This is a genomic window from Vibrio sp. 9-16B-A1 (assembly GCF_056726165.1).
Genome location: NZ_JBSDZD010000015.1, coordinates 1 through 19,747, shown reverse-complemented (window position 1 = coordinate 19,747; position 19,747 = coordinate 1). Strand labels below are relative to the sequence as shown.

General features: G+C 51.0%; 21 protein-coding genes. 11 read left to right on the top strand and 10 right to left on the bottom strand.

The genetic code is table 11. From position 1 onward, the window contains the following. Positions 1-62 precede the first annotated feature (62 nt). A complete protein-coding gene (gene htpG, locus ACVB80_RS20160) occupies positions 63-1,961 on the bottom strand; it encodes a molecular chaperone HtpG (RefSeq protein ID WP_481083081.1) in 1,899 nt (632 codons plus the stop codon). Positions 1,962-2,235: 274 nt separating this feature from the next. On the opposite strand from htpG, the gene ACVB80_RS20155 reads away from it, so the two are divergent. The 4 genes from ACVB80_RS20155 (at position 2,236) to ACVB80_RS20140 (ending at position 4,752) form a co-directional block, all read left to right on the top strand. After that, positions 2,236-3,108, top strand: coding sequence for a winged helix-turn-helix domain-containing protein (locus tag ACVB80_RS20155; protein WP_481083080.1), 873 nt, complete (start codon positions 2,236-2,238; stop codon positions 3,106-3,108). An 8-nt stretch (positions 3,109-3,116) separates the two neighbouring features. Continuing rightward, on the top strand, positions 3,117-3,647 hold the full coding sequence (locus ACVB80_RS20150) for a regulatory protein ToxS (RefSeq protein ID WP_481083079.1): 531 nt from the start codon (positions 3,117-3,119) through the stop codon (positions 3,645-3,647). 62 nt (positions 3,648-3,709) lie between these two features. Beyond that, positions 3,710-4,474: a sulfite exporter TauE/SafE family protein gene (locus ACVB80_RS20145; protein WP_481083078.1), complete on the top strand. Its 765-nt coding sequence runs from the start codon at positions 3,710-3,712 to the stop codon at positions 4,472-4,474. Beyond that, complete coding sequence (locus ACVB80_RS20140) at positions 4,474-4,752, top strand: Rdx family protein (RefSeq protein ID WP_481083077.1); 279 nt, start codon at positions 4,474-4,476, stop codon at positions 4,750-4,752. The genes ACVB80_RS20145 and ACVB80_RS20140 overlap by 1 nt, the downstream gene beginning before the upstream one ends. A gap of 62 nt (positions 4,753-4,814) precedes the next feature. On the opposite strand, the gene yfcE is transcribed toward ACVB80_RS20140, so the two are convergent. From yfcE to ACVB80_RS20115, 5 genes are all read right to left on the bottom strand, one after another. Continuing rightward, positions 4,815-5,369: a phosphodiesterase gene (gene yfcE / locus ACVB80_RS20135; RefSeq protein ID WP_481083076.1), complete on the bottom strand. Its 555-nt coding sequence runs from the start codon at positions 5,367-5,369 to the stop codon at positions 4,815-4,817. 90 nt (positions 5,370-5,459) lie between these two features. Further along, positions 5,460-5,864 carry a CBS domain-containing protein gene (locus tag ACVB80_RS20130; RefSeq protein ID WP_481083075.1) on the bottom strand — a complete coding sequence of 135 codons (405 nt, stop codon included), beginning with the start codon at positions 5,862-5,864 and terminating at the stop codon, positions 5,460-5,462. Further along, complete coding sequence (locus ACVB80_RS20125; protein WP_481083074.1) at positions 5,861-6,211, bottom strand: P-II family nitrogen regulator; 351 nt, start codon at positions 6,209-6,211, stop codon at positions 5,861-5,863. Before ACVB80_RS20125 ends, ACVB80_RS20130 begins: the two co-directional genes overlap by 4 nt. Beyond that, entirely contained in the window at positions 6,201-6,995 is a 795-nt protein-coding gene (locus ACVB80_RS20120; protein WP_481083073.1) for a DUF1538 domain-containing protein, read from the bottom strand. The genes ACVB80_RS20125 and ACVB80_RS20120 overlap by 11 nt, the downstream gene beginning before the upstream one ends. Continuing rightward, positions 6,992-7,726, bottom strand: coding sequence for a DUF1538 family protein (locus tag ACVB80_RS20115; RefSeq protein WP_481083072.1), 735 nt, complete (start codon positions 7,724-7,726; stop codon positions 6,992-6,994). Before ACVB80_RS20115 ends, ACVB80_RS20120 begins: the two co-directional genes overlap by 4 nt. 235 nt (positions 7,727-7,961) lie before the next feature. Here ACVB80_RS20115 and ACVB80_RS20110 point away from each other — a divergent pair, with 235 nt between their 5' ends. From ACVB80_RS20110 to ACVB80_RS20090, 5 genes are all read left to right on the top strand, one after another. Next, a complete protein-coding gene (locus ACVB80_RS20110) occupies positions 7,962-8,870 on the top strand; it encodes a TIGR01777 family oxidoreductase (RefSeq protein WP_481083071.1) in 909 nt (302 codons plus the stop codon). 59 nt (positions 8,871-8,929) lie between these two features. Beyond that, positions 8,930-9,757 carry an SDR family oxidoreductase gene (locus tag ACVB80_RS20105; RefSeq protein WP_481083070.1) on the top strand — a complete coding sequence of 276 codons (828 nt, stop codon included), beginning with the start codon at positions 8,930-8,932 and terminating at the stop codon, positions 9,755-9,757. 292 nt (positions 9,758-10,049) lie between these two features. Continuing rightward, on the top strand, positions 10,050-10,904 hold the full coding sequence (locus tag ACVB80_RS20100) for a co-chaperone YbbN (protein WP_481083069.1): 855 nt from the start codon (positions 10,050-10,052) through the stop codon (positions 10,902-10,904). Between the two features lie 148 nt (positions 10,905-11,052). Then, entirely contained in the window at positions 11,053-11,970 is a 918-nt protein-coding gene (locus tag ACVB80_RS20095; protein WP_481083068.1) for an SPFH domain-containing protein, read from the top strand. Further along, the gene (locus tag ACVB80_RS20090; RefSeq protein ID WP_481083067.1) at positions 11,967-12,419 is read left to right on the top strand and encodes an NfeD family protein; all 453 of its coding nucleotides are present in this window, start codon (positions 11,967-11,969) and stop codon (positions 12,417-12,419) included. The genes ACVB80_RS20095 and ACVB80_RS20090 overlap by 4 nt, the downstream gene beginning before the upstream one ends. Before the next feature lie 26 nt (positions 12,420-12,445). On the opposite strand, the gene cueR is transcribed toward ACVB80_RS20090, so the two are convergent. After that, positions 12,446-12,847, bottom strand: coding sequence for a Cu(I)-responsive transcriptional regulator (gene cueR / locus ACVB80_RS20085; RefSeq protein ID WP_481083066.1), 402 nt, complete (start codon positions 12,845-12,847; stop codon positions 12,446-12,448). A gap of 165 nt (positions 12,848-13,012) precedes the next feature. On the opposite strand from cueR, the gene ACVB80_RS20080 reads away from it, so the two are divergent. After that, positions 13,013-13,669 (top strand): YccT family protein, encoded by a 657-nt coding sequence (locus tag ACVB80_RS20080; protein WP_481083065.1) that lies wholly within the window; start codon positions 13,013-13,015, stop codon positions 13,667-13,669. Between the two features lie 168 nt (positions 13,670-13,837). On the opposite strand, the gene ACVB80_RS20075 is transcribed toward ACVB80_RS20080, so the two are convergent. From ACVB80_RS20075 to zipA, 3 genes are all read right to left on the bottom strand, one after another. Further along, complete coding sequence (locus tag ACVB80_RS20075) at positions 13,838-14,980, bottom strand: porin (RefSeq protein ID WP_481083064.1); 1,143 nt, start codon at positions 14,978-14,980, stop codon at positions 13,838-13,840. A 696-nt stretch (positions 14,981-15,676) separates the two neighbouring features. After that, complete coding sequence (gene ligA, locus ACVB80_RS20070) at positions 15,677-17,689, bottom strand: NAD-dependent DNA ligase LigA (protein ID WP_481083063.1); 2,013 nt, start codon at positions 17,687-17,689, stop codon at positions 15,677-15,679. Positions 17,690-17,791: 102 nt separating this feature from the next. Next, complete coding sequence (zipA, locus tag ACVB80_RS20065) at positions 17,792-18,655, bottom strand: cell division protein ZipA (protein WP_481083062.1); 864 nt, start codon at positions 18,653-18,655, stop codon at positions 17,792-17,794. 197 nt (positions 18,656-18,852) lie between these two features. Here zipA and cysZ point away from each other — a divergent pair, with 197 nt between their 5' ends. Further along, a complete protein-coding gene (gene cysZ / locus ACVB80_RS20060) occupies positions 18,853-19,611 on the top strand; it encodes a sulfate transporter CysZ (protein WP_481083061.1) in 759 nt (252 codons plus the stop codon). Positions 19,612-19,747 lie beyond the last annotated feature (136 nt).

Sequence of the window (19,747 nt, the reverse complement as noted above, 5' to 3'; positions counted from 1 at the left end):
CCAGCCTTCACCACAAAGAGAAAGGCTGGCTTTGTCATCTTATCCGGCGTAAAGACGCACGGTTACTTGCTCAGCAACTGGTTCATCGCACTCAGGAACTGGCTTGGATCTTCCATCGAGCCACGCTCTGCCAGCATCGCCTGACCCAGCAGAAGCTCGACCCAGCGGCCAAAGGCTTCTTCGTCAGCTTCGTCGGCCATCTGCTTCACCAAATGATGCTCAGGATTCAGCTCAAAGATGTACTTCACTTCAGGTACTGCCTGACCTGCTGCTTCCAGCAGTTTCGCCATCTGGGTGCCCATTTCAAAATCATCCGTCACCACTACCGCCGGAGTAGAAGCGAGTTTGAAGGTAGTACGCACGTCTTTCACGCGCTCACCAAGGTAGCCTTTGGTACGCTCAACCACAGATTTGAATTCTTCCTCGGCCTCTTTGTGCTTCTCTTTTTCCGCTTCGTCTTCGAACTGACTCAGGTCCAGACCCGCTTTGGTGATCGACTGGAACTGCTTACCGTCAAACTCGGTCAGGTAGTTCATCAGCCACTCATCGATACGGTCGTACATCAGCACCACTTCGATACCCTTGGCTTTGAACTGCTCCAGGTGCGGGCTGTTCTTCGCCGCTGCCAGGCTGTCTGCTGTCAGGAAGTAGATTTTATCCTGCCCCTCTTTCATGCGTGACACGTAATCAGCCAGAGACACAGTCTGCTCGCTGCCTTCCACTTCAGATGAAGCAAAACGCATCAGACCAGCGATCTTTTCTTTGTTTCCGAAGTCTTCAGCCGGGCCTTCTTTCAGCACCAGACCGAACTCTTTCCAGAACTCCAGGTACTTGTCGTGGTCGTTTTTGGCCATTTTCTCAAGCATACCCAGCACGCGTTTAGTACAGGCGCTGCGCAGTGACTGAGTCACTTTATTGTCCTGCAGGATCTCACGCGATACGTTCAGCGGCAGATCGTTGGAATCAATCAGGCCACGCACAAAACGCAGGTATGACGGCATAAACTGCTCTGCGTCATCCATGATGAACACGCGCTGCACGTACAGCTTCAGGCCACTGCGGTGGTCACGGTTCATCATATCCCACGGCGCTTTGGCCGGAATGTACAGCAGGCTGGTGTAGTCGTTCTTGCCTTCTACGCGGTTGTGACTCCAGACCATAGGATCGGCAAAATCGTGTGATACATGTTTGTAGAACTCTTTGTACTCGTCTTCAGAAATATCAGACTTATTACGGGTCCACAGGGCCTGAGCTTTGTTGATCTGCTCCCACTTGCCCTCTTTGTCATTGCCTTCTTCGTCTTTCTCAATGCTCCAGACAGAAACAGGAATACCGATATGGTCAGAGTATTTACCAATCACATCACGCAGACGATACTCAGACAGGAACTCTTTACCTTCATCGCGCATGTGCAGAATGATGTCGGTGCCGCGTCCCTCTTTGGTGATGTTTTCAATGGTGTACTCACCCTCGCCCTGAGAGTGCCACTGCACCGCTTCATCAGCAGCCAGACCAGCCGCACGGGTACGCACGGTTACCGCATCCGCCACGATAAACGCTGAGTAGAACCCCACACCAAACTGACCGATCAGCTGAGAGTCTTTGCTCTGCTCATCGCTGAGTTTAGAGAAAAACTCTGCCGTACCGGATTTGGCGATAGTGCCAAGGTGCTCGATCACGTCATCGCGGCTCATGCCGATGCCGTTATCTGATACAGTCAGGGTGTTGTTTTCACTGTTAAATGACAGTTTCACACCCAGCTCTGCATCGCCCTGGTACAGGTCCGGGTTCGACAGAGCCTGAAATCTCAGTTTGTCTGCGGCGTCCGATGCGTTGGAAATTAACTCCCGCAGGAAGATCTCTTTGTTTGAGTACAAAGAATGGATCATGAGATGAAGAAGCTGCTTCACTTCTGACTGAAAGCCGCGAGTTTCTTTGTTAGTGGTCACTGTATCGCTCATTTTGACTCCAATAGCAAAACAAAAAGGTTTTACATAAAAATTCTCTCCGGGAGCAACGTGTACTCCGGGAGCGGGGCATTTTTTTGCCTGAATGGTGTCTAGATAAGGCCAGCGTTTGTAAATTCAAGGTCAAAAATCATAAAAACGCTGTTTTTTGGTTCTTTTTTCATTATCCTAGTGACTTCAAAATTATCAAAGAACCTAAATGAGCCAGCTGTGACGGGCTCTTTTTGATACGACTTTCTCCCATTTAACATTGCGAAAATTTTCTACAATGAATAACTTTGGAACAAAATTCATTCTGGCACAGAGATTTATCTTTGATCCCAACAGTAACTCTCTGCTTGACCAACAAAATGAGAATGAAGTCATTCGTCTGGGAAGTAATGAAAGCCGCATCCTGTTAATGCTGTCTGAACGCCCGAATGAGGTGATCACCAGACAGGAATTGCATGAATTTGTATGGCGCGACCAGGGATTTCAGGTCGATGACTCAAGTCTTACCCAGGCAATTTCCACCCTGCGTAAGATGCTGAAAGACTCCACCAAGTCTCCTCAGTTTGTAAAAACCGTGCCCAAGCGTGGCTACCAGTTGATCGCAGTGGTCGAGCAGCTGCAACCAAACAGCCTGAGCGACGAACAGGCAGAAGATAAAGAGCTGCCGGAACTGCCACAAACCGAAGCCGGTACACCAGCCCCGGAGCTGACGGCTGCCGTAAAGGTAAGCCAGCCAGAGCCAGAAGCGAAAACTGCCCCGGTAACACCAGCTCATGTACCAGCTGGTATTAAACGGCCTGCGCTGTTTGTCCTGCTGCTTATTGCCCTGCTGCTGCCGGTACTGACTTATTACACCACTGCGCCTGCCGTCTCTGAGTTCAACACCATTGCCACGGTTGAAAATACCCAGGTGAGAACACCGCGCAGCCATCCGGATATGTCCAAGTGGCTTCCGACTATTACCCAGTGCGTTGAAGCTTACCTTGGCCGTCACACAGGTGAAAAAGCCCCTGTTGAGGTGATCGCCACCGGTGGTCAAAATGGCCAAATCGTCCTTAACTACGTGCACTCACCAGAGTTTGCATCTGAGAACGTAACCCTGAAACTACTCGCTATCCAACCAGATTTTAACCAGGTGTGTAACCAATGAGCCCTACTATGAATCAACGTCTGCCACTGATCATTATCGTAATGTCTGTGTTGTTCAGCGCCTGGCTCTACTGGGGAAGCGATGCAAAGATGGAACGTATCCTGACATCCCGCGAATGGCAGAGCCGCACCGTAACCCGTATCTACACCGAACCACACGCAGAAATGTCTCCGGATGTGGAAGTGGGCCCGCTGCGCAAAGCGACTATCGACTCTAACGTCAAGTATTTGCCTAACGGGACCTACCTGCGGGTATCACGTATCAGCCTGTACACTGAAAGCTCGGAAGTATCGTCAATCATCAACGTATCAGAAAACGGCTCGTGGGAGCTGAGTGATAACTACCTGCTGATCGAGCCGTCTGAATTTAAAGACATTTCGGCCAGTCAGCGTCAGGACTTCACCGAGAAGCAACTGAAAGTCATTACCCAGCTGTTCAAAATGGACGCCCAGCAAAGCCGCCGGGTGGATATTGTGAATGACAAAGCGCTGCTGATGACCAGCCTGGATCACGGCTCTGCGGTTTTCTACTCGCACTGATGCCGGTATGAAGGGGAAAGGAGTCCCCCCTTTAACTCATGAAATGACTCATGGAATAGCCCATGGAATGGATTGACACACTTCTTCTTTTTCTCGGCTCGCTGACCGCGAGTACCCTATCCTCTGTCGCCGGTGGCGGCGCTGGCCTGCTGCAGTTTCCCCTGCTGATTTTCCTTGGTCTGCCGTTCGCGCTGGCGCTTTCCACCCACAAAATTGCTACCGTTGCCATGGGGCTTGGCGCAGCCTGTTCTCACGTCAAAGCCGGAAAGATGCCACTAAAAATGGCCGGCTATCTGGTGATTTGCGGCTCGCTGGGCGTCATCGCCGGCGCGAACCTGGTTGTACTTCTTCCTGGAAAAACCGGTGAGCTGTTGCTGGGCCTGCTGATCATCGCTCTGGGGGTATACTCGCGAAAGAAAAAAGACATGGGGCATGATGAGCAGCCACGTAACCGGGATACCAAAGGCCTGCTGACCGGAGGTGCCGTACTGTGTCTGTGCGGGCTGTTCAATGGTTCGCTTACTGCGGGGTCCGGCCTGGTCGTAACCCTGTTTCTGGTGCGCTGGTTTGGCTTCAGTTACAAACAGACGGTCGCGCTGACTCTGGTCTGTGTGGGCCTGTTCTGGAACGGTATTGGCTCACTGGCGATTATACAGGCAGGGGTGGAGCCACACTGGGCCTGGGTACCTGTCTTGCTGCTGGCGTCATTCAGTGGTGGCTGGCTGGGTGCATGGCTGACTCATAAACTACCGAATCACTGGATCAAACTCGCTTTCGAACTTCTGACATTTGCGTCAGGATTAAAACTGATCACAGGAGCACTTTAATGACAACCAAAGCAACAATCGATATTTATTACTGCCGTCAGTGCAACTGGATGCTTCGGGCCACCTGGCTGAGCCAGGAACTGCTGCACACCTTTAGTGAAGATCTGGAGAGTGTCGCCCTCCACCCTGACAGCGGCGGACGGTTTGAGATTTTCTGTAACGGAGAGTCAGTGTGGGAGAGAAAGCTTGATAATGGTTTTCCTGAGGCCAAAGTACTCAAGCAAAGAGTCCGAGACAAACTGTTTCCGGAGCGGGATCTGGGGCATAACGACAGATAGAGGCGAGACTACCTGGAAGCAGTAATCTCGCTATCTGGTTATCTGGTTATCTGGTTATCTGGTTATCTGGACTCCAGCGTCACCCGGCGAAGGATTTCACCTTCAAAACTCATCACTTTCAGTTCACCGTCTTCAAACAGGCCATAACTGGCTGCGAAACCATCACGCGGGAAAGTAACTGAACCCGGGTTAAAGATATACTGCTCACCATCACGCTCTGCCACAGGAATATGGGTATGGCCATGAGCAATGACGTCCCCTTCATTCAGAACCGGACGTTTGGCTGCGTTATACAGATGACCATGAGTTAAAAACAGACGCTGACCGCTTTCCAGCAGTACCCAGGCGTAATCCATCATCATTGGGAACTTAAGCAGCATCTGATCCACTTCGCTGTCACAGTTACCGCGTACGGCGATGATTTTATCCGCCACTTCATTAAGTGCATCCGCTACCGCCGGCGGATTGTAATGCTCTGGTACCGGGTTACGCGGACCATGGTTAAGAATGTCCCCCAGCAGAACCAGGTGCTGCGCACCGGAGGCCTGAAACGCCCACAACACTTTCTCTGTCGCCTGAATACAACCGTGCAGATCGGAGGCAAAAAATAGCTTCATCGTGAAACACCAACTTAATTCGAACAGGTGGCGCCGATTCTACGCGCTTTACCCCTGTTTACCAAGTTCAGCCTCCGGACATTGAAACGCTCAACCTTCGTTTGCCATCCCATTGATCACAATGTTGTTATAACTCACCATACCAACTACTTTGCCATCTTCGACCACAGGCGCACGGCTGATACCAAAGTGCTCAAACAGACGGGCGCAGTACTTCACATTCATGTCGGGACTGACCGACAGCGCCGGCTTGGTCATGATTTCATAGATATTAGTACGCTCAGCAGAGCGGTTTTTTGCCAGTACTTTCTTGGCAATATCGTTCATCAGCACAATGCCATACTCATCGGCGTCGTAACGCTTGTCGACAATCAGCGCCTTGACCTGATGCTTTTTCGCCAGGTGTATCGCTTCCTGCACCGTTGTCAGGCCATCAATAATCACATAAGTGTTGGCCATCACATCACGCACCCGGTTAATCATCTGCATACTCATAGTTTTTCCTCAACCACACTGGCCAGTGTTTCTACCTGATGGGCAACGCCCACCGCATCTTCCACGTCAATCTGTACTGCGATCCCCTGCCCTGACTCAGAGTCAAACTCCCCCACTTCGCTAATCCTTTCCAGGATATGCCGGGCGAGATGTTCCTCCACCACAAAGAGCAACACGTCTTTCTGTACCTCAAGGGTCAGACCCAGGAAGGTTCTTTTCTGGGTAAGGCCTTCTCCCCGGGCGTTATTGATCACCGTGGCGCCGGTCGCCCCGGCTTTACGTGCCGCATCCATCACGATGTCGGTCTTAGCGTCTTCGACAAAAGCAATTATCAGTTTAAAGCGCATTTTCATTCTCCTTTGCTTCAGAGCGGCGGTTGAGCCATTGGGTGATCTGGGCGTACCCCATTACTGAGATCATTGGAAACAGGCTGGCGAATGCGATCAGGCCAAAGCCATCGATCACCGGGTTTCGTCCCGGCACCGTAGAAGCCAGACCCAGGCCCAGTGCGGTCACCAGCGGCACCGTCACTGTTGAAGTCGTCACACCACCGGAATCATACGCCAGCGGCACAATAAGTTTTGGGGCAAAAAAGGTTTGGATCACCACTATGACGTAGCCCACGATAATGTAGTAATGAATGGGGTCTCCGACCACAATCCGGTAACTGCCAAGGGAAATGCCGATCGCTACGCCAAGTGCCACGGCGACCCGCAGCCCGGTAATCCCGATCGCGCCACCGGACACCTGATTGGCTTTGATCGCCACGGCAATCAGTGAGGGCTCAGCAATCGTGGTACTGAAGCCGATAAAAAAAGCGAACACATACACCCAGTAATAATCTATCCAGCTGAGTTTGTCTGACAGGGAAACTTTAAAGTCACGCAAAAAATCCGGTGCGGTCAGCTGGGTTGCCATGGTTTCCCCAAGCGGGAACAGCGCCAGCTCCAGCCCCATCAGAAACAGGGATAACCCGACGATCACATAGAAAAAACCGGTCAGAACCCGCGCAAGGTTGACCACGGGCTTTCTCAACACAGCAAACTGAAAACCGAAAATGATACAGGCGATCGGAAAGACATCCCGCACCGTGCCAAGGAAGGTTTCGGCAATCATGCCAAAACTGATCATGACACCACCATCCCATACACCATGACGAACATCATGGGTAACAGTGAGGCAAATGCGATGAGACCAAACCCGTCCAGCATGGGATTGCGCCCTTTAATAGCCGATGCCAGCCCCACGCCGAGCGCAGTAACCAGAGGAACCGTAATAGTAGAGGTGGTAACACCACCGGAGTCATAGGCAATACCGATAATGGTATCCGGGGCAAAACCAGTCAGGATCACGACACCGATATAGCCACCGATGATCATGATATGGATGGGCCAGCCTTTGATAATTCGTATTACGCCCAGCACAATCGCCACACCAACCGACAAGGCCACAGTAAGTCTGAGACCATCGGCGTAATCTTCCATTACCTCCTGCTGGTGAGCAATCACTCCGCCTTCCGCTGCGACTTCTGCAGCCTCCTGAGCCACAGCGGTTAACGCAGGCTCAGCAATGGTGGTACCAAATCCAAGACAAAAAGCAAACACCACCAGCCAGAAAAAGCTGCCTTTACGGGCAAAGTCCTGCGCCATGGATTCGCCAATCGGGAACAACCCCATTTCAAGGCCAAAGATAAAGAAGGTCAGCCCCAGCACCACCAGCAGCAGGCCAACAAGAATGGAAAACAGATTAGGCAGCGGCTCCTGAAGAACCGCCAGCTGGAAAAAGCTGATCACTGCGATGATAGGCAAAAGATCGCGCAGGCTGCTGAGCATGGCCTGCAACAATGCTGTCAATGTCCGCATTTCACCTCCTTTTGCTGTGGCGGCCTTTCCCTGACCGCTTCTAAATGGGCCATTTGGCCCAATTGTTTGTTTTTACTATGGCACAGCTGTTTTAGTGTGTACGTGACTGGTCACGCTTTTTTAACAACAACTTAAACCCACCTTCTTAATCAAAGAATAGGCTATGATATGAAAATCGGTCAGATGACTGACTATACTCTTGATAGTTTGCTGAATATTTTTAAGGAGCGTGGGGATGCGGATACTGCTGACCGGTGGAACAGGATTTATCGGGAAAATGCTGATCAAGCACCTGGCCGGTAATCAGATCGTGCTGCTGACCCGGGATCCGGAACGGGCAAAACAGACCCTTTGCCACGCCGACTGTGGCAACATCCGTTATATCGATGATCTGTCCTCTCTCTCTGATCTCAACGATGTGGATGCTGTAATCAATCTCGCCGGTGAACCCATCGCAGACAAACGCTGGAGCAAAGACCAGAAGCAGCGTATCTGTAACAGCCGCTGGCAGGTCACAGAAGCCCTGGTCAGCCTGATCCACGCCAGCACCTCTCCACCTGAAGTGTTCATCAGCGGGTCGGCCGTTGGTTATTACGGCGACCAGCAGGAACACCCGTTCGACGAGAGCCTTCATGTCCATCACGAAGAGTTTCCCCATCATGTTTGTGCGAGGTGGGAGGCCGTTGCCAAAAGGGCACAATCTCAGACGAGAGTGTGTATTCTCCGAACCGGACTGGTACTTGGCAGGCAGGGCGGTGCACTGCAAAAAATGCTTCCGCCCTACCGGATGGGGCTCGGCGGTCCGATAGGTTCCGGAAAACAATATATGCCCTGGATACACATTCAGGATATGGTACGCGGGATCCTGTTTCTGCTCAGTACTCATCATGCGCATGGTGAGTTTAACTTCAGCGCCCCACATCCTGTAACGAACCTGGATTTCAGCAAAATCCTGGCCAGGACTCTCAAACGCCCGCACTTTCTGTTTACCCCTAAATGGGCCATCTCGCTCATCCTTGGCGAAGCCGCCTGCCTGCTGCTTGACAGTATCCGGGCCAAGCCCAAGCATCTGACCGAGCTGGGGTTTGTGTTCAACTACTCCCGGCTGGAACCCGCACTGAAAAACCTGCTCTCCCGCGAATAATGGCTGCAGACTCCCCGGCAGATCGTATATGCTGTCTGCTCAGTTACAGGGAGAACAGAATGAAAAAGACAGTCCTGATCACGGGTTGTTCCAGCGGGATCGGCTACACATGTGCAAGTGAACTTAAACAACTTGGCTATCAGGTTATCGCTACCTGCCGTCACCAGGCAGACGTTGAACGTCTCCGGCAGGAAGGCTTTCTTTCTGTTCAGCTCGACCTCACGAGTAACGAAAGCATTCAAAGTGGCCTTGAGCAGGCTCTTAAACTGGCCGGCGGGCAAATCGACGTACTGTTTAACAATGGTGCCTACGGGCAGCCCGGAGCGCTCGAAGACTTGCCCACTCAGGCACTTCGCGAACAGTTTGAGACCAATCTGTTTGGCTGGCATGAACTGGTCAGGCAAATTCTTCCCCACCTTCACCAACTCGATGACGCCCGCATCATTCAAAACAGCTCGGTACTCGGCTTTGCGGCTATGAAGTATCGCGGGGCCTACAACGCATCAAAATTTGCCCTGGAAGGCTGGACAGACACCCTGAGACTGGAACTGACCGGGAGCAGTGTCAAAATTGCCCTGATCCAGCCAGGCCCGATTGAATCCCAGTTTCGTGCCAACGCTCTGGCCAAGTTCCATCAATGGATTGACATGTCATCCGGCCGCCATGCCAACGCGTACCGCCAGCAGGAAGAGAGGCTGGAAAAGGAGCGCTCAGGTAATCAGTTTACCCTGCCAGCCAGCGCCATCGTGCCGGTATTGTTACACGCCATCGAATCTCCCCGGCCGAAACTGCGCTACCGGGTCACCACCCCGACCAAAGTATTTGCGGTATTAAAGCGCTTATTGCCGGGGCGCTGGCTCGATGCGATCCTGATCAAAGCAGCATAAAAAGATCCCACTGTCATGAAAGGATCATATTAAGGCGTTAAATTAGGCACTGTACCACCCGGATCCCCCCCCTGAGCCGTAAATTAGAGGGCATCATGACACTAAACCAACTTAACTGGATTAGCCTGGGTGTCACACTGACCGTGCTGATACTTGTCTGATCCAGTCCTTCGCCTGCTGTGCAATACGCTCCCCCTGTGGGAGCGTTTTTGCAACTATTTCCTCCGCTAAGCTTGATTTTGAGCCTGCAAGCTCATATCTAACAAACAGATATGAACAACAAGGATTGACCATGCAATCTGAACTCATCGTCGAGATCAACGAACAAAACTTCCGTCAGGTACTGGAAAGCTCCATGCAGCAACCGGTACTGATTCACTTTTGGGCACCGATGAGCCCGGAAAGCGGCGCAATCATTCCTCAGCTAAAAGAACTGGCGGGCCGCTACCAGGGGGCATTTCAGCTTGCCCTGCTTAACTGTGAAGAGCAGCAGAACATCGCTATGCAGTTTGGCGTCCAGGCTCTGCCAACCATCGCGCTGTTTATCAACGGTCAGGCCACCGACGGTCTGGGCGGCCCACAAACGATAGAAGCCATTGAGGCCATGCTGGCAAAACATCTGCCAAGCCAGGACGAACTGAACCTGAAAAAAGCGGCCGAATTAATCGAGCAGCAACAGCACAGCGAGGCTCTTCCCCTGCTTCTGTCCCTCCCGGAAGAGCTGAAAAACCGCGGCGATATTAAACTGGCACTGGCGGACTGCATGCTGGAAACCAGCCAGTTTGAAGCGGCCAAAGCGCAACTGAGCGCGATCCCGCTTGAATACCAGGACAACTACTACAAAGGCCTGATTGCCAAACTCGAACTGCACGAGCAGGCTGCCGACAGCCCGGAAATCCAGGCACTGGAAGCCAGGCTGGGTCAGCAACCTGACAACCTGGAACTGATCCAGGAGCTGGCACTTCAATACCACCAGGTTAACCGTGATGAAGAGGCGCTGGAGCTGCTGTGGAGACCACTGGCAACCAACCTTGGTGCACATGATGGTGAGCTGAAGAAAACCTTTATGGATATTCTGGCCGCACTGGGACAAGGCAATGCGCTCGCTGGCCAGTACCGCCGCAGGCTCTACTCCCTTCTCTACTGATCTTTCCTGTTTGCGACGCTTTTGCGTCGCATTTTTTGTACCTGACCGATAAAACCATTCTATAAGTACTCCGTAATTCATGGCTGTGCTAAACTGAAATTTCAGATTTATTATATTTACACTTCAGTCAGTTACAGGATTATTTCTTATGGATTTAGACATCTTAATTACGATTGCCGTTCTGCTGGTGGTCGTTTTCATCTTCATAATTGCCGCGGTAAAAACCGTCCCTCAGGGCAATAACTGGACTGTTGAGCGTTTTGGCCGTTATACCCTGACCCTTAAACCGGGCCTGAACCTGATCATTCCGTTTATCGACAGCGTTGGCCATAAAATCAACATGATGGAGCGGGTACTGGATATCCCGGCTCAGGAAGTCATTTCGAAAGACAACGCTAACGTCACCATCGATGCTGTGTGTTTTGTTCAGGTTATAGACGCCGCCAAAGCCGCTTACGAGGTTAACCAGCTTGAGCACGCGATCCGCAACCTCACCCTGACCAACATCCGTACAGTGTTAGGTGCAATGGAACTCGATGAAATGCTCAGCCAGCGTGATCTGATCAACACCCGGCTGCTGACCATTGTCGATGAAGCAACGAATCCCTGGGGCGTAAAAGTTACCCGTATCGAAATCAAAGACGTTCAGCCGCCTGCAGATCTGACCGCTGCGATGAACGCTCAGATGAAAGCCGAGCGTAACAAGCGTGCTGAAGTACTGGAAGCCGAAGGCGTACGTCAGGCAGAAATCCTGCGCGCAGAAGGTCAGAAGCAATCTGAGATCCTCAAAGCTGAGGGGGACAAGCAGGCTGCAATTCTCCAGGCGGAAGCCCGCGAACGTGCAGCAGAAGCGGAAGCGAAAGCAACCCAGATGGTATCGGATGCTATCGCCAAGGGTGATATGCAGGCGGTGAACTACTTTATTGCTCAGGGCTATACCGAAGCACTGAAAACCATTGGTCAGGCAGAAAACGGCAAAATCATTATGCTTCCACTGGAAGCCAGCGGCCTGATGGGCTCGGTTGCCGGTATTGCCGAGATGTTTAAACACCAGGGTGAAAAATGATCGAACTTCTGGAACAAATGAACTACTGGCACTGGATAGCTCTGGGCCTTCTGCTGCTTTGTGGTGAACTGTTAGGAGCTGCAGGTTACCTGCTGTGGGCCGGGATTTCCGCCATCATCATTGGCCTGCTGAACCTTGCCCTTCCTCTTGGCTGGGAAATGCAATGGGTCAGTTTTGCCGCGCTGACTCTGTTCACCACCTGGCTTTGGTGGCGCTATCAGCACCAGCGCGACCGCCAGTCTGACCAGCAGCGTGACCTGAATGAACGAAACAAACAGCTGATCGGCCAGCTGACCCGGCTGGAAGAAAACGTCGACGCCGGCCGCTGCCGCATTCGCCTTGGAGACACTACCTGGTCTGCCCACTCTGAAGCCCCGCTTCAGGCCGGCACCCTGGTGAAGGTGACCAGTGTCGATGGTATTGTTCTCACCATAGAGAAAGCGGAATAAAACAAAGGGGCCGAAAATGGCCCTTGCTATTCTTCTTTTTTCCCGGAACAAAGCTCATCGATAATCGGGCACTCTTTTCCCCCGTCCCCGGGGCAGATACTGATCCAGCTTTCCAGCTGGGCCCTCATCGCTTCAAGCTCGCGGATCTTATTTTCGATCTCTGCCAGCTTCTCACTCGCACGCTGCTTCACTTCTGCACTGGTACGCTCAGGATCCTCAGCCAGCTTTAACAGCGCCCGGCATTCATCCAGACTAAATCCGGCATGACGGGCACGGGCAATCAACTGAAGCTGCTGAATGTGTTTCTCTGAATAGAGGCGATAACCATTAGCCCCCCGGGACGGAGGGCTGATAAGTTGTTTGTCTTCGTAGAAACGAATCGACTTGGCGCTGAGGCCGGTTTGTTTGGCTGCCTGGGAGATGTTCATACGATACTCCGAAAGTCTCGCTGTTTTATCGTTATCTTAAACTGAAGAAGACTAGCTAAACAATATCACGTTCAAGATCGCAAAGCGGGACTTATTCTATACTTTATTTTCATCGCAAATAATATCATATCTAAAATACTCGCAGTAAGTGATCATGGAGATGATATGAAGCTACATACTGGTTTAACAATGCTTGCGCTCGCGATGCCGTGCGCTGCAATGGCACAGGTAACTGTTGATATTCCAAAAGGAATACAGGTACTGGTTATCAACGGTGAAGACGCTGGTTACTCCAGCTTGGGATTTGACTATAAAGACAGCCTGGTCCTGCCCGATGGACAGAATCAGTTAGTTTTCAGGCTCTCAAAAATAGTCCGTGAATCAGGTAGCCTGAAGACTAAATTCAAATCCACCCCACAAGTGGCTCTGTTCGATACCAGCAATAAGACTTTAAAGCTGCAGGTACCAAACATAGAAACCCATAACCAGGGGCTAGATTATAACAAGAAGCCAACATTTGAGTTTCTGTATCAGGGCAAACCATTACAGGGCGTAAAAAAAGACGTGCTTAATATTGGACTGGATCTGATGCCGGACTATGTTCTTGAAACTGAAAAATACAACCGAAGCAACCAGGTCGCCAGCCTGAAGCACAACGGTAAGTCACTCACAGAATCAATAGCCGAAAAGTCAGTCACTCAGGCAACCGCTGAAAGCGTATCAACAACAGCTGATTTAAATCAGCTTAAAACGCAGTTTATGAGCGCTTCCAAAGAAGATCGTAAAGCCTTCCTTCAGTGGGCTATATCAAATATGAACTGATTTTTGTCACTAGTTAGTAATAACCAAGCCCGCATATGAAGCGGGCTTTTCTTTATCATAAAACCACCTGCCATTCTCTAGCGTCCACATCTGGTCTTCACCAGTTTTTCAGACACAAAAAAGCCGGGCATTTGCCCGGCTATGAAAAAGCAGTCTGTTCTTCTGAAATTAGAAGTAGTATTCCAGACCCAGCTGGTAACCGAACTCCGCATCTGAATCATTCTTCGAGATTGCGTATGGACGGAAGTAAGTCAGAGCTGCATCGTCGATAAAGTACATGGCCTGACCAGAAACGATGTAATCGTTGGTTCCGCCCAGAGTCTCAGTTGAACCACCTTCAAACTCTGCATCCATGTTTACTGCATAGTTTACAGTAAACTTCCAGTTTTCTACCGCAGTAAGGTATGCACCTACAGAGTAGCTGTTCTGGCTGAGTTTAACATCACTGAATTCAACCTTGTCTGTGCCCTTAGTGATCGTAATGTTTTCGTAGTCAGCGCGCTCATTCTTGTATGCGCCCAGGAAACCAAACCCATCGAAGTTCAGCTCAAAACCCAGAACAGATGCCATAGTGTCAGACTGACCTTTGTAATCAACACCATCTGCTGCCGGATCAATAGACTGGCCTGGATTCTGTTTCAGCCACGTAGTGTACAGATCTTTCAGAGCGCTCAGCTGACGGTCTTTACCAACTTCAACACCACCGTGAACAGCAAAAATACCCTGGGTAAAGTGCATACCTAAACTTGCAAAATCAGAGCCTTTTGTAGCTTCATCATTGCGACCAACTGCCAGAGCAAAGTTGAAACCACCCATGTTTGCTGAGTCGTAGCGAATGATATTGGACTGACGGTCATTGCGTGCACCACCTACGATATCACCGCCCCAGTCAAATACTGCGCCTGCACGCTGTGCCGAGTATGGCCAGTCGATGATGTCATAAGTTGGAGTTGTCATACGACCAATACGAATCTTGCCCGCATCTTCAAACTGGAAGCCCGCATAAGTATCACGTACACCTAGACCTGAGCCTGAGCCATCATCACCTACGTTACCACCTTCCATCTGCCAGATGAACTGAGGTGCACGTGCAAGGTCAACAGAACCACGAAGACCGAAACGGGACTCGTTTTCGAACTTAATCGGAGCGTCACCACCACCGATGCGGTCTTCACCATACTGAGCAACAGAAACCGCTACCTGACCGTACAGGTCAACAGTATCAGTTGCTGGCTTAGCAAGAGCTGAGCCTGAGAATGCGATTGACGCCACTGCTGCGCCGATTAGCGTACGTTTAAACATTTTGTCCATGGAAAAACTCCTAAAAATGGATATAGCTGTTATTTTTCTGCTCACCGCTTTAAGTTGGCCGCCGAAAGCGATGAACAAGTCTCCTGTTTTCGTTTAACTCACCAAAAACTATTGGTGGCAAACGTTTTCTTTCCTGCAGTACACAGTGTGTATCCACAACCCAAAGACTAACTTCGCGGCAAAAAACATCAACAGGAACTTAATTTTTAGATAAAAAAATATGAGGCGGTGCAAACTTTTCTCAAGTAAGTGACTGATTTCAAATTTCAGAAAACGTGATTAACCAGAAACAAAATAACGAACAAATACAACAAGTTAGGCTGCAAGCCATAAACAAAAACGTGAAGCCCGCCGAATGAGAAGGATAAAAAACACGCGAATGCACAAAAAAAAGACCTGGATCACTGTAAATCACCCAACTTAATTTTTGAGCAAAAATTACAACCAGGAAGAGGACACCACAAGGAAGCATTTACTGTCTTTAAAAACTGAAGACATAAATAAAGTGGCTTGCTGTTTATGACCATCAGGCAGTTACCGGGTTCCACAAGGAAACTAATTAAACTCTCTTTTCATCTGAGTTTCTGGCTCAATGCGAGCCATGTCACTGTTTTAGTTTCTTTTAGAGTGGCCGATATTTGTTTTAGGCAAAAATAAAGCCGCTTATCCAGCGGCTTTAATCAGGTGAGATTAAAATCAGGACAGAAAAACTTTGAGCTCCTGCTCTCCCTGAACTTCAATACCAAGCTCCTGGGCTTTGGCCAGTTTGGAGCCAGCCGCTTCACCGGCAAACAGAATATCGGTTTTCTTCGATACGCTGCCGGTCACCTTGGCTCCCAATGCCTGCAGGACGGCCTTGGCTTCATTACGGTTCAGCTCACTGAAGCTGCCGGTGATCACTACGACTTTACCAGCCAGAGGCTGAGGCGCGTCTTCTGACAGTGCTTCAATCGCTGGCCAGTGGACACCAAACTCAATCAGCTCTTCAATCACTTTCAGATTTCTTGACTGCTCAAAGAAAGCAATAATGTGGCTTGCCACCACTTCACCAACATCATTCACCTCCAGAAGCTGTTCTTTACCAGCAGCTTCAACAGCTTCCAGGGTTTTAAAGTGGTTAGCCAGGTTTGCCGCCGTTGCTTCACCCACTTCACGAATACCAAGGGAATAGATAAAGCGCGCAAGAGTGGTCGATTTCGACTTGTTCAGCGCATCCACTACGTTCTGAGCAGATTTTGGTCCCATACGATCCAGCACAGTAAGAATACCGGCAGAGAGTTTAAACAAATCGGCTGGTGTTTCCACCATTTCACGTTCTACCAGCTGCTCGATGACTTTAACACCAAGACCATCGACATCCAGTGCTTTTCTGGACACGAAGTGCTTCAGTGCTTCTGTACGCTGCGCCTGACAAACCAGACCACCGGTACAACGGGTAACCGCTTCGCCTTCTGTACGCTCAGCATCGGAGCCACAAACAGGGCATTTTGTTGGGTAGACGATCTCCTGCGCATCCTCCGGACGACGCTCAAGCACGACACCGGTGACCTGAGGAATCACATCTCCTGCACGACGAATGATCACGCTGTCACCAACACGGACGCCAAGGCGCTCAATCTCATCGGCATTGTGCAGCGTCGCATTGCTGACTGTTACACCCCCTACATACACAGGCTTAAGCCTTGCAACCGGCGTAATTGCGCCGGTACGGCCTACCTGATAGTCAACCCCTTCCAGCACCGTGATCTCTTCCTGGGCCGGGAACTTATACGCAATCGCCCAGCGCGGCGCTCTGGCAACAAAACCCAGCGCTTCCTGCTGTGCGATGGAGTCAAACTTGATCACCACGCCGTCAATCTCATACGGCAGGCTGTCACGCTTTTCCAGAATCGAATGGTAGTAGGCTTTAACTTCGTCCAGGTTTTCAATTTGTCTGGTTTCCGGACACATAGGCAGGCCCCAGCCTTTAAGCTCGATAAAGCGCTGGTAGTGGCTGCCAGACAGCTCCGCACCTTCCACCACCCCCACGCTGTAGGCATAAAAAGCAAGCGGACGGGTTGCGGTGATCTTTGAGTCCAGCTGACGAAGGCTGCCGGCCGCTGCATTGCGCGGGTTGGCAAATGGCTTCAGGCCTTTTTTCAGTGCGGTTTCATTCAGCCGGTCAAAACCCGCTTTAGGCATAAACACTTCACCGCGAACTTCAAGGCGCTGTGGCCAGCCCTCTCCCTGCAGTTTCAGGGGAATGGAGCGGATAGTTCGCACGTTCTCAGTAATATTCTCACCGGTAGCGCCATCACCACGGGTGGCTGCCTGAACCAATATGCCGTTCTCATACAGCAGGCTCACCGCCAAACCATCAAGCTTTGGTTCACAACTAAACATGGCAGAGAAATGTTGCGGCGCACGCTCCTGAGCGCGGCGGTAGAATCCTTCCAGCTCAGAATCATCAAAAGCATTGTCCAGTGACAGCATCGCAATCTCGTGCTGTACCTGCTCAAATCCATCCAGTGGCGCGCCACCAACCCGCTGACTTGGTGAGTCAACGCTGACCCACTCCGGGTGCTGCTGTTCAATCGCTTCCAGTTCACGCATCAGACGATCATATTCCGCATCCGGGATCTCCGGGCTGTCTTCAACGTAATAGCGAACGGCATGATAGTGGAGCGACTCTTTCAGCTCCTGGTAACGTTTTTGTATCTCTTGTGTCATGGTTATTTGATTCTTTCAGGCAAAACGGCTGATAAGCAAAAGGGCTCCGAAACGGAGCCCTCAAACCAGCTGGTGGTCAGAACAGGTTTACTATAGACGAAATCAGGCCTCTGATTCACGCTCTTTTTGACGGCGACAGAAATCGCGGATCTGTTCGCGATAAGCGTCAATACGATCCGGGGTCAGCATCGCCCGCTTCTCATCGAGCACCTGCGCACCAAGATCGTCGGCGATCTGCTGCGCAGTCTTCAGCATCAGCTTAAAGTTTTGATCCGCTTCACCGTAGCACGGCAGGGTCATAAAGAAGGAAATCCCTTTAGTGGTAAAGGTTTCTGCGTCATCGTGTTTCAGTGTTCCAGGCTGCATCATGTTCGCCACGCTGAACAACACTTTTCCTGTACCAGACAGGTCTGAGTGACGATGGAAGATATCCATTTCACCATAAAGCAGTCCGTTTTGCTGCATGCTGTCAAACAGCTGAGTGCCAACAAACGGCTTATCGCCTGAACAATGAACGTTAAGCACAATAACTTCCATTTCCTGCTCAGGCTCTTCTTCCTGAACTTCCTCTGCTACAGGCTCTGCAACAGACTCACTTTCAGGTTCTGCTTCAGGTGCAGCCTCCTGAAGTGACACTTCCGGTTCCTCGTCTTTCGCACTGAACGCAGGCACATCGTCAGATTGCTCCGGCAAATCGCCGGTCAGCGGATCGAACTTCGGTTCGTCATCGATACCAAACTGAGGTTCCTTTCGCTCCTTACGGATGATCTCAAAATCATCCTCGGGTGCAAAAGCCCGGCTGGCGGTGTAATCCTCTTCACCGCTCTCCCCTTCATCGAGCTTGCCGAGTGGCTTATTACCAAACTTGGCTTTGCCCTCCTTTTTACTGGTCCAAAGACCATGAAAAAGCAGCGCACCAATGGCCAGCAGACCAACGATGATGAGTACTAGTCGCAATTCCTGCATTGTTCACTCTCAAAGCGGGTTAACAGAGCGTAAACCCGGAAACATAAATTAATGCCTTTTACTGTACCAAAAGTCGCTGACTTTTTTGAATATTTAAATGCAATCAAAATGTCAGAAGACGTGATTTTCTGCACGCTTTCTTTCTTTTTTGCTCCCGCTACAATAGAAGCAGATTTTCTCAGCACAAAGAACGGATTATGCAACAAGGAAACATACACCCTCCACGCCGCAGTGGTTTTGGTTACTTTGCTTATGGTATTGAGCTGGCATTTGCGCCAGGACTGAGACGGTTTGTCGCCCTGCCCCTGCTGGCCAACATCCTGCTGGTCGGCGGTGCGCTCTACTATCTGTTTTCTCACCTTGGCGGCTGGATTGACGCCTGGATGGCGCAACTGCCTGAATTTCTTTCCTGGCTCTCCTGGCTGCTGTGGCCAATTCTGGTGATCACCATACTGGCGACTTTTACCTATTTCTTCAGTACCCTGGCGAACTTTATCGCCGCGCCGCTTAACGGTATTCTCGCCGAACAGGTCGAAGCAAGGCTAACCGGAAAGAAAATCAGCGACCAGTCGGCACTGAGTCTGCTTAAAGACACCCCAAGGATCATGGCAAGGGAGTGGCGCAAACTGATGTACTACCTTCCAAAAGCCCTTGGCCTTGTGATCCTGCTGTTTATCCCGGCCATCGGCCAGACCGCCGGCCCGGTACTGTGGTTTATCTTCACTGCCTGGATGATGGCCATCCAGTACTGTGACTACCCGTTCGATAACCATAAAGTCTCATTCCAGGAGATGCGCCTCGATCTGAAAAGCACCCAGTCAAAAAGCTACGGCTTTGGCCTTATGGTCGCGCTGTTTACCACAGTGCCGCTGCTGAATCTGGTTATCATGCCGGTCGCAGTATGCGGCGCAACGGCGATGTGGGTTGGGGAGTATCGGGGGAAGTACGTGGAATAAAGGCTCTGGGCTCTGGGCTCTGGGCTCTGGGCTCTGGGCTCTGGGCTCTGGGCTCTGGGCTCTGGGCTCTGGGCTCTGGGCTCTGGGCTCTGGGCTCTGGGCTCTGGGCTCTGGGCTCTGGGCTCTGGGCTCTGCA

What these genes read in the sequence shown, in the direction of transcription:
- htpG (WP_481083081.1), bottom strand. Translation starts at nt 1,961, where the DNA reads ATGAGCGATACAGTGACCACTAACAAAGAAACTCGCGGCTTTCAGTCA.
- ACVB80_RS20155 (WP_481083080.1), top strand. Translation starts at nt 2,236, where the DNA reads ATGAATAACTTTGGAACAAAATTCATTCTGGCACAGAGATTTATCTTT.
- ACVB80_RS20150 (WP_481083079.1), top strand. Translation starts at nt 3,117, where the DNA reads ATGAATCAACGTCTGCCACTGATCATTATCGTAATGTCTGTGTTGTTC.
- ACVB80_RS20145 (WP_481083078.1), top strand. Translation starts at nt 3,710, where the DNA reads ATGGAATGGATTGACACACTTCTTCTTTTTCTCGGCTCGCTGACCGCG.
- ACVB80_RS20140 (WP_481083077.1), top strand. Translation starts at nt 4,474, where the DNA reads ATGACAACCAAAGCAACAATCGATATTTATTACTGCCGTCAGTGCAAC.
- yfcE (WP_481083076.1), bottom strand. Translation starts at nt 5,369, where the DNA reads ATGAAGCTATTTTTTGCCTCCGATCTGCACGGTTGTATTCAGGCGACA.
- ACVB80_RS20130 (WP_481083075.1), bottom strand. Translation starts at nt 5,864, where the DNA reads ATGAGTATGCAGATGATTAACCGGGTGCGTGATGTGATGGCCAACACT.
- ACVB80_RS20125 (WP_481083074.1), bottom strand. Translation starts at nt 6,211, where the DNA reads ATGCGCTTTAAACTGATAATTGCTTTTGTCGAAGACGCTAAGACCGAC.
- ACVB80_RS20120 (WP_481083073.1), bottom strand. Translation starts at nt 6,995, where the DNA reads ATGATCAGTTTTGGCATGATTGCCGAAACCTTCCTTGGCACGGTGCGG.
- ACVB80_RS20115 (WP_481083072.1), bottom strand. Translation starts at nt 7,726, where the DNA reads ATGCGGACATTGACAGCATTGTTGCAGGCCATGCTCAGCAGCCTGCGC.
- ACVB80_RS20110 (WP_481083071.1), top strand. Translation starts at nt 7,962, where the DNA reads ATGCGGATACTGCTGACCGGTGGAACAGGATTTATCGGGAAAATGCTG.
- ACVB80_RS20105 (WP_481083070.1), top strand. Translation starts at nt 8,930, where the DNA reads ATGAAAAAGACAGTCCTGATCACGGGTTGTTCCAGCGGGATCGGCTAC.
- ACVB80_RS20100 (WP_481083069.1), top strand. Translation starts at nt 10,050, where the DNA reads ATGCAATCTGAACTCATCGTCGAGATCAACGAACAAAACTTCCGTCAG.
- ACVB80_RS20095 (WP_481083068.1), top strand. Translation starts at nt 11,053, where the DNA reads ATGGATTTAGACATCTTAATTACGATTGCCGTTCTGCTGGTGGTCGTT.
- ACVB80_RS20090 (WP_481083067.1), top strand. Translation starts at nt 11,967, where the DNA reads ATGATCGAACTTCTGGAACAAATGAACTACTGGCACTGGATAGCTCTG.
- cueR (WP_481083066.1), bottom strand. Translation starts at nt 12,847, where the DNA reads ATGAACATCTCCCAGGCAGCCAAACAAACCGGCCTCAGCGCCAAGTCG.
- ACVB80_RS20080 (WP_481083065.1), top strand. Translation starts at nt 13,013, where the DNA reads ATGAAGCTACATACTGGTTTAACAATGCTTGCGCTCGCGATGCCGTGC.
- ACVB80_RS20075 (WP_481083064.1), bottom strand. Translation starts at nt 14,980, where the DNA reads ATGGACAAAATGTTTAAACGTACGCTAATCGGCGCAGCAGTGGCGTCA.
- ligA (WP_481083063.1), bottom strand. Translation starts at nt 17,689, where the DNA reads ATGACACAAGAGATACAAAAACGTTACCAGGAGCTGAAAGAGTCGCTC.
- zipA (WP_481083062.1), bottom strand. Translation starts at nt 18,655, where the DNA reads ATGCAGGAATTGCGACTAGTACTCATCATCGTTGGTCTGCTGGCCATT.
- cysZ (WP_481083061.1), top strand. Translation starts at nt 18,853, where the DNA reads ATGCAACAAGGAAACATACACCCTCCACGCCGCAGTGGTTTTGGTTAC.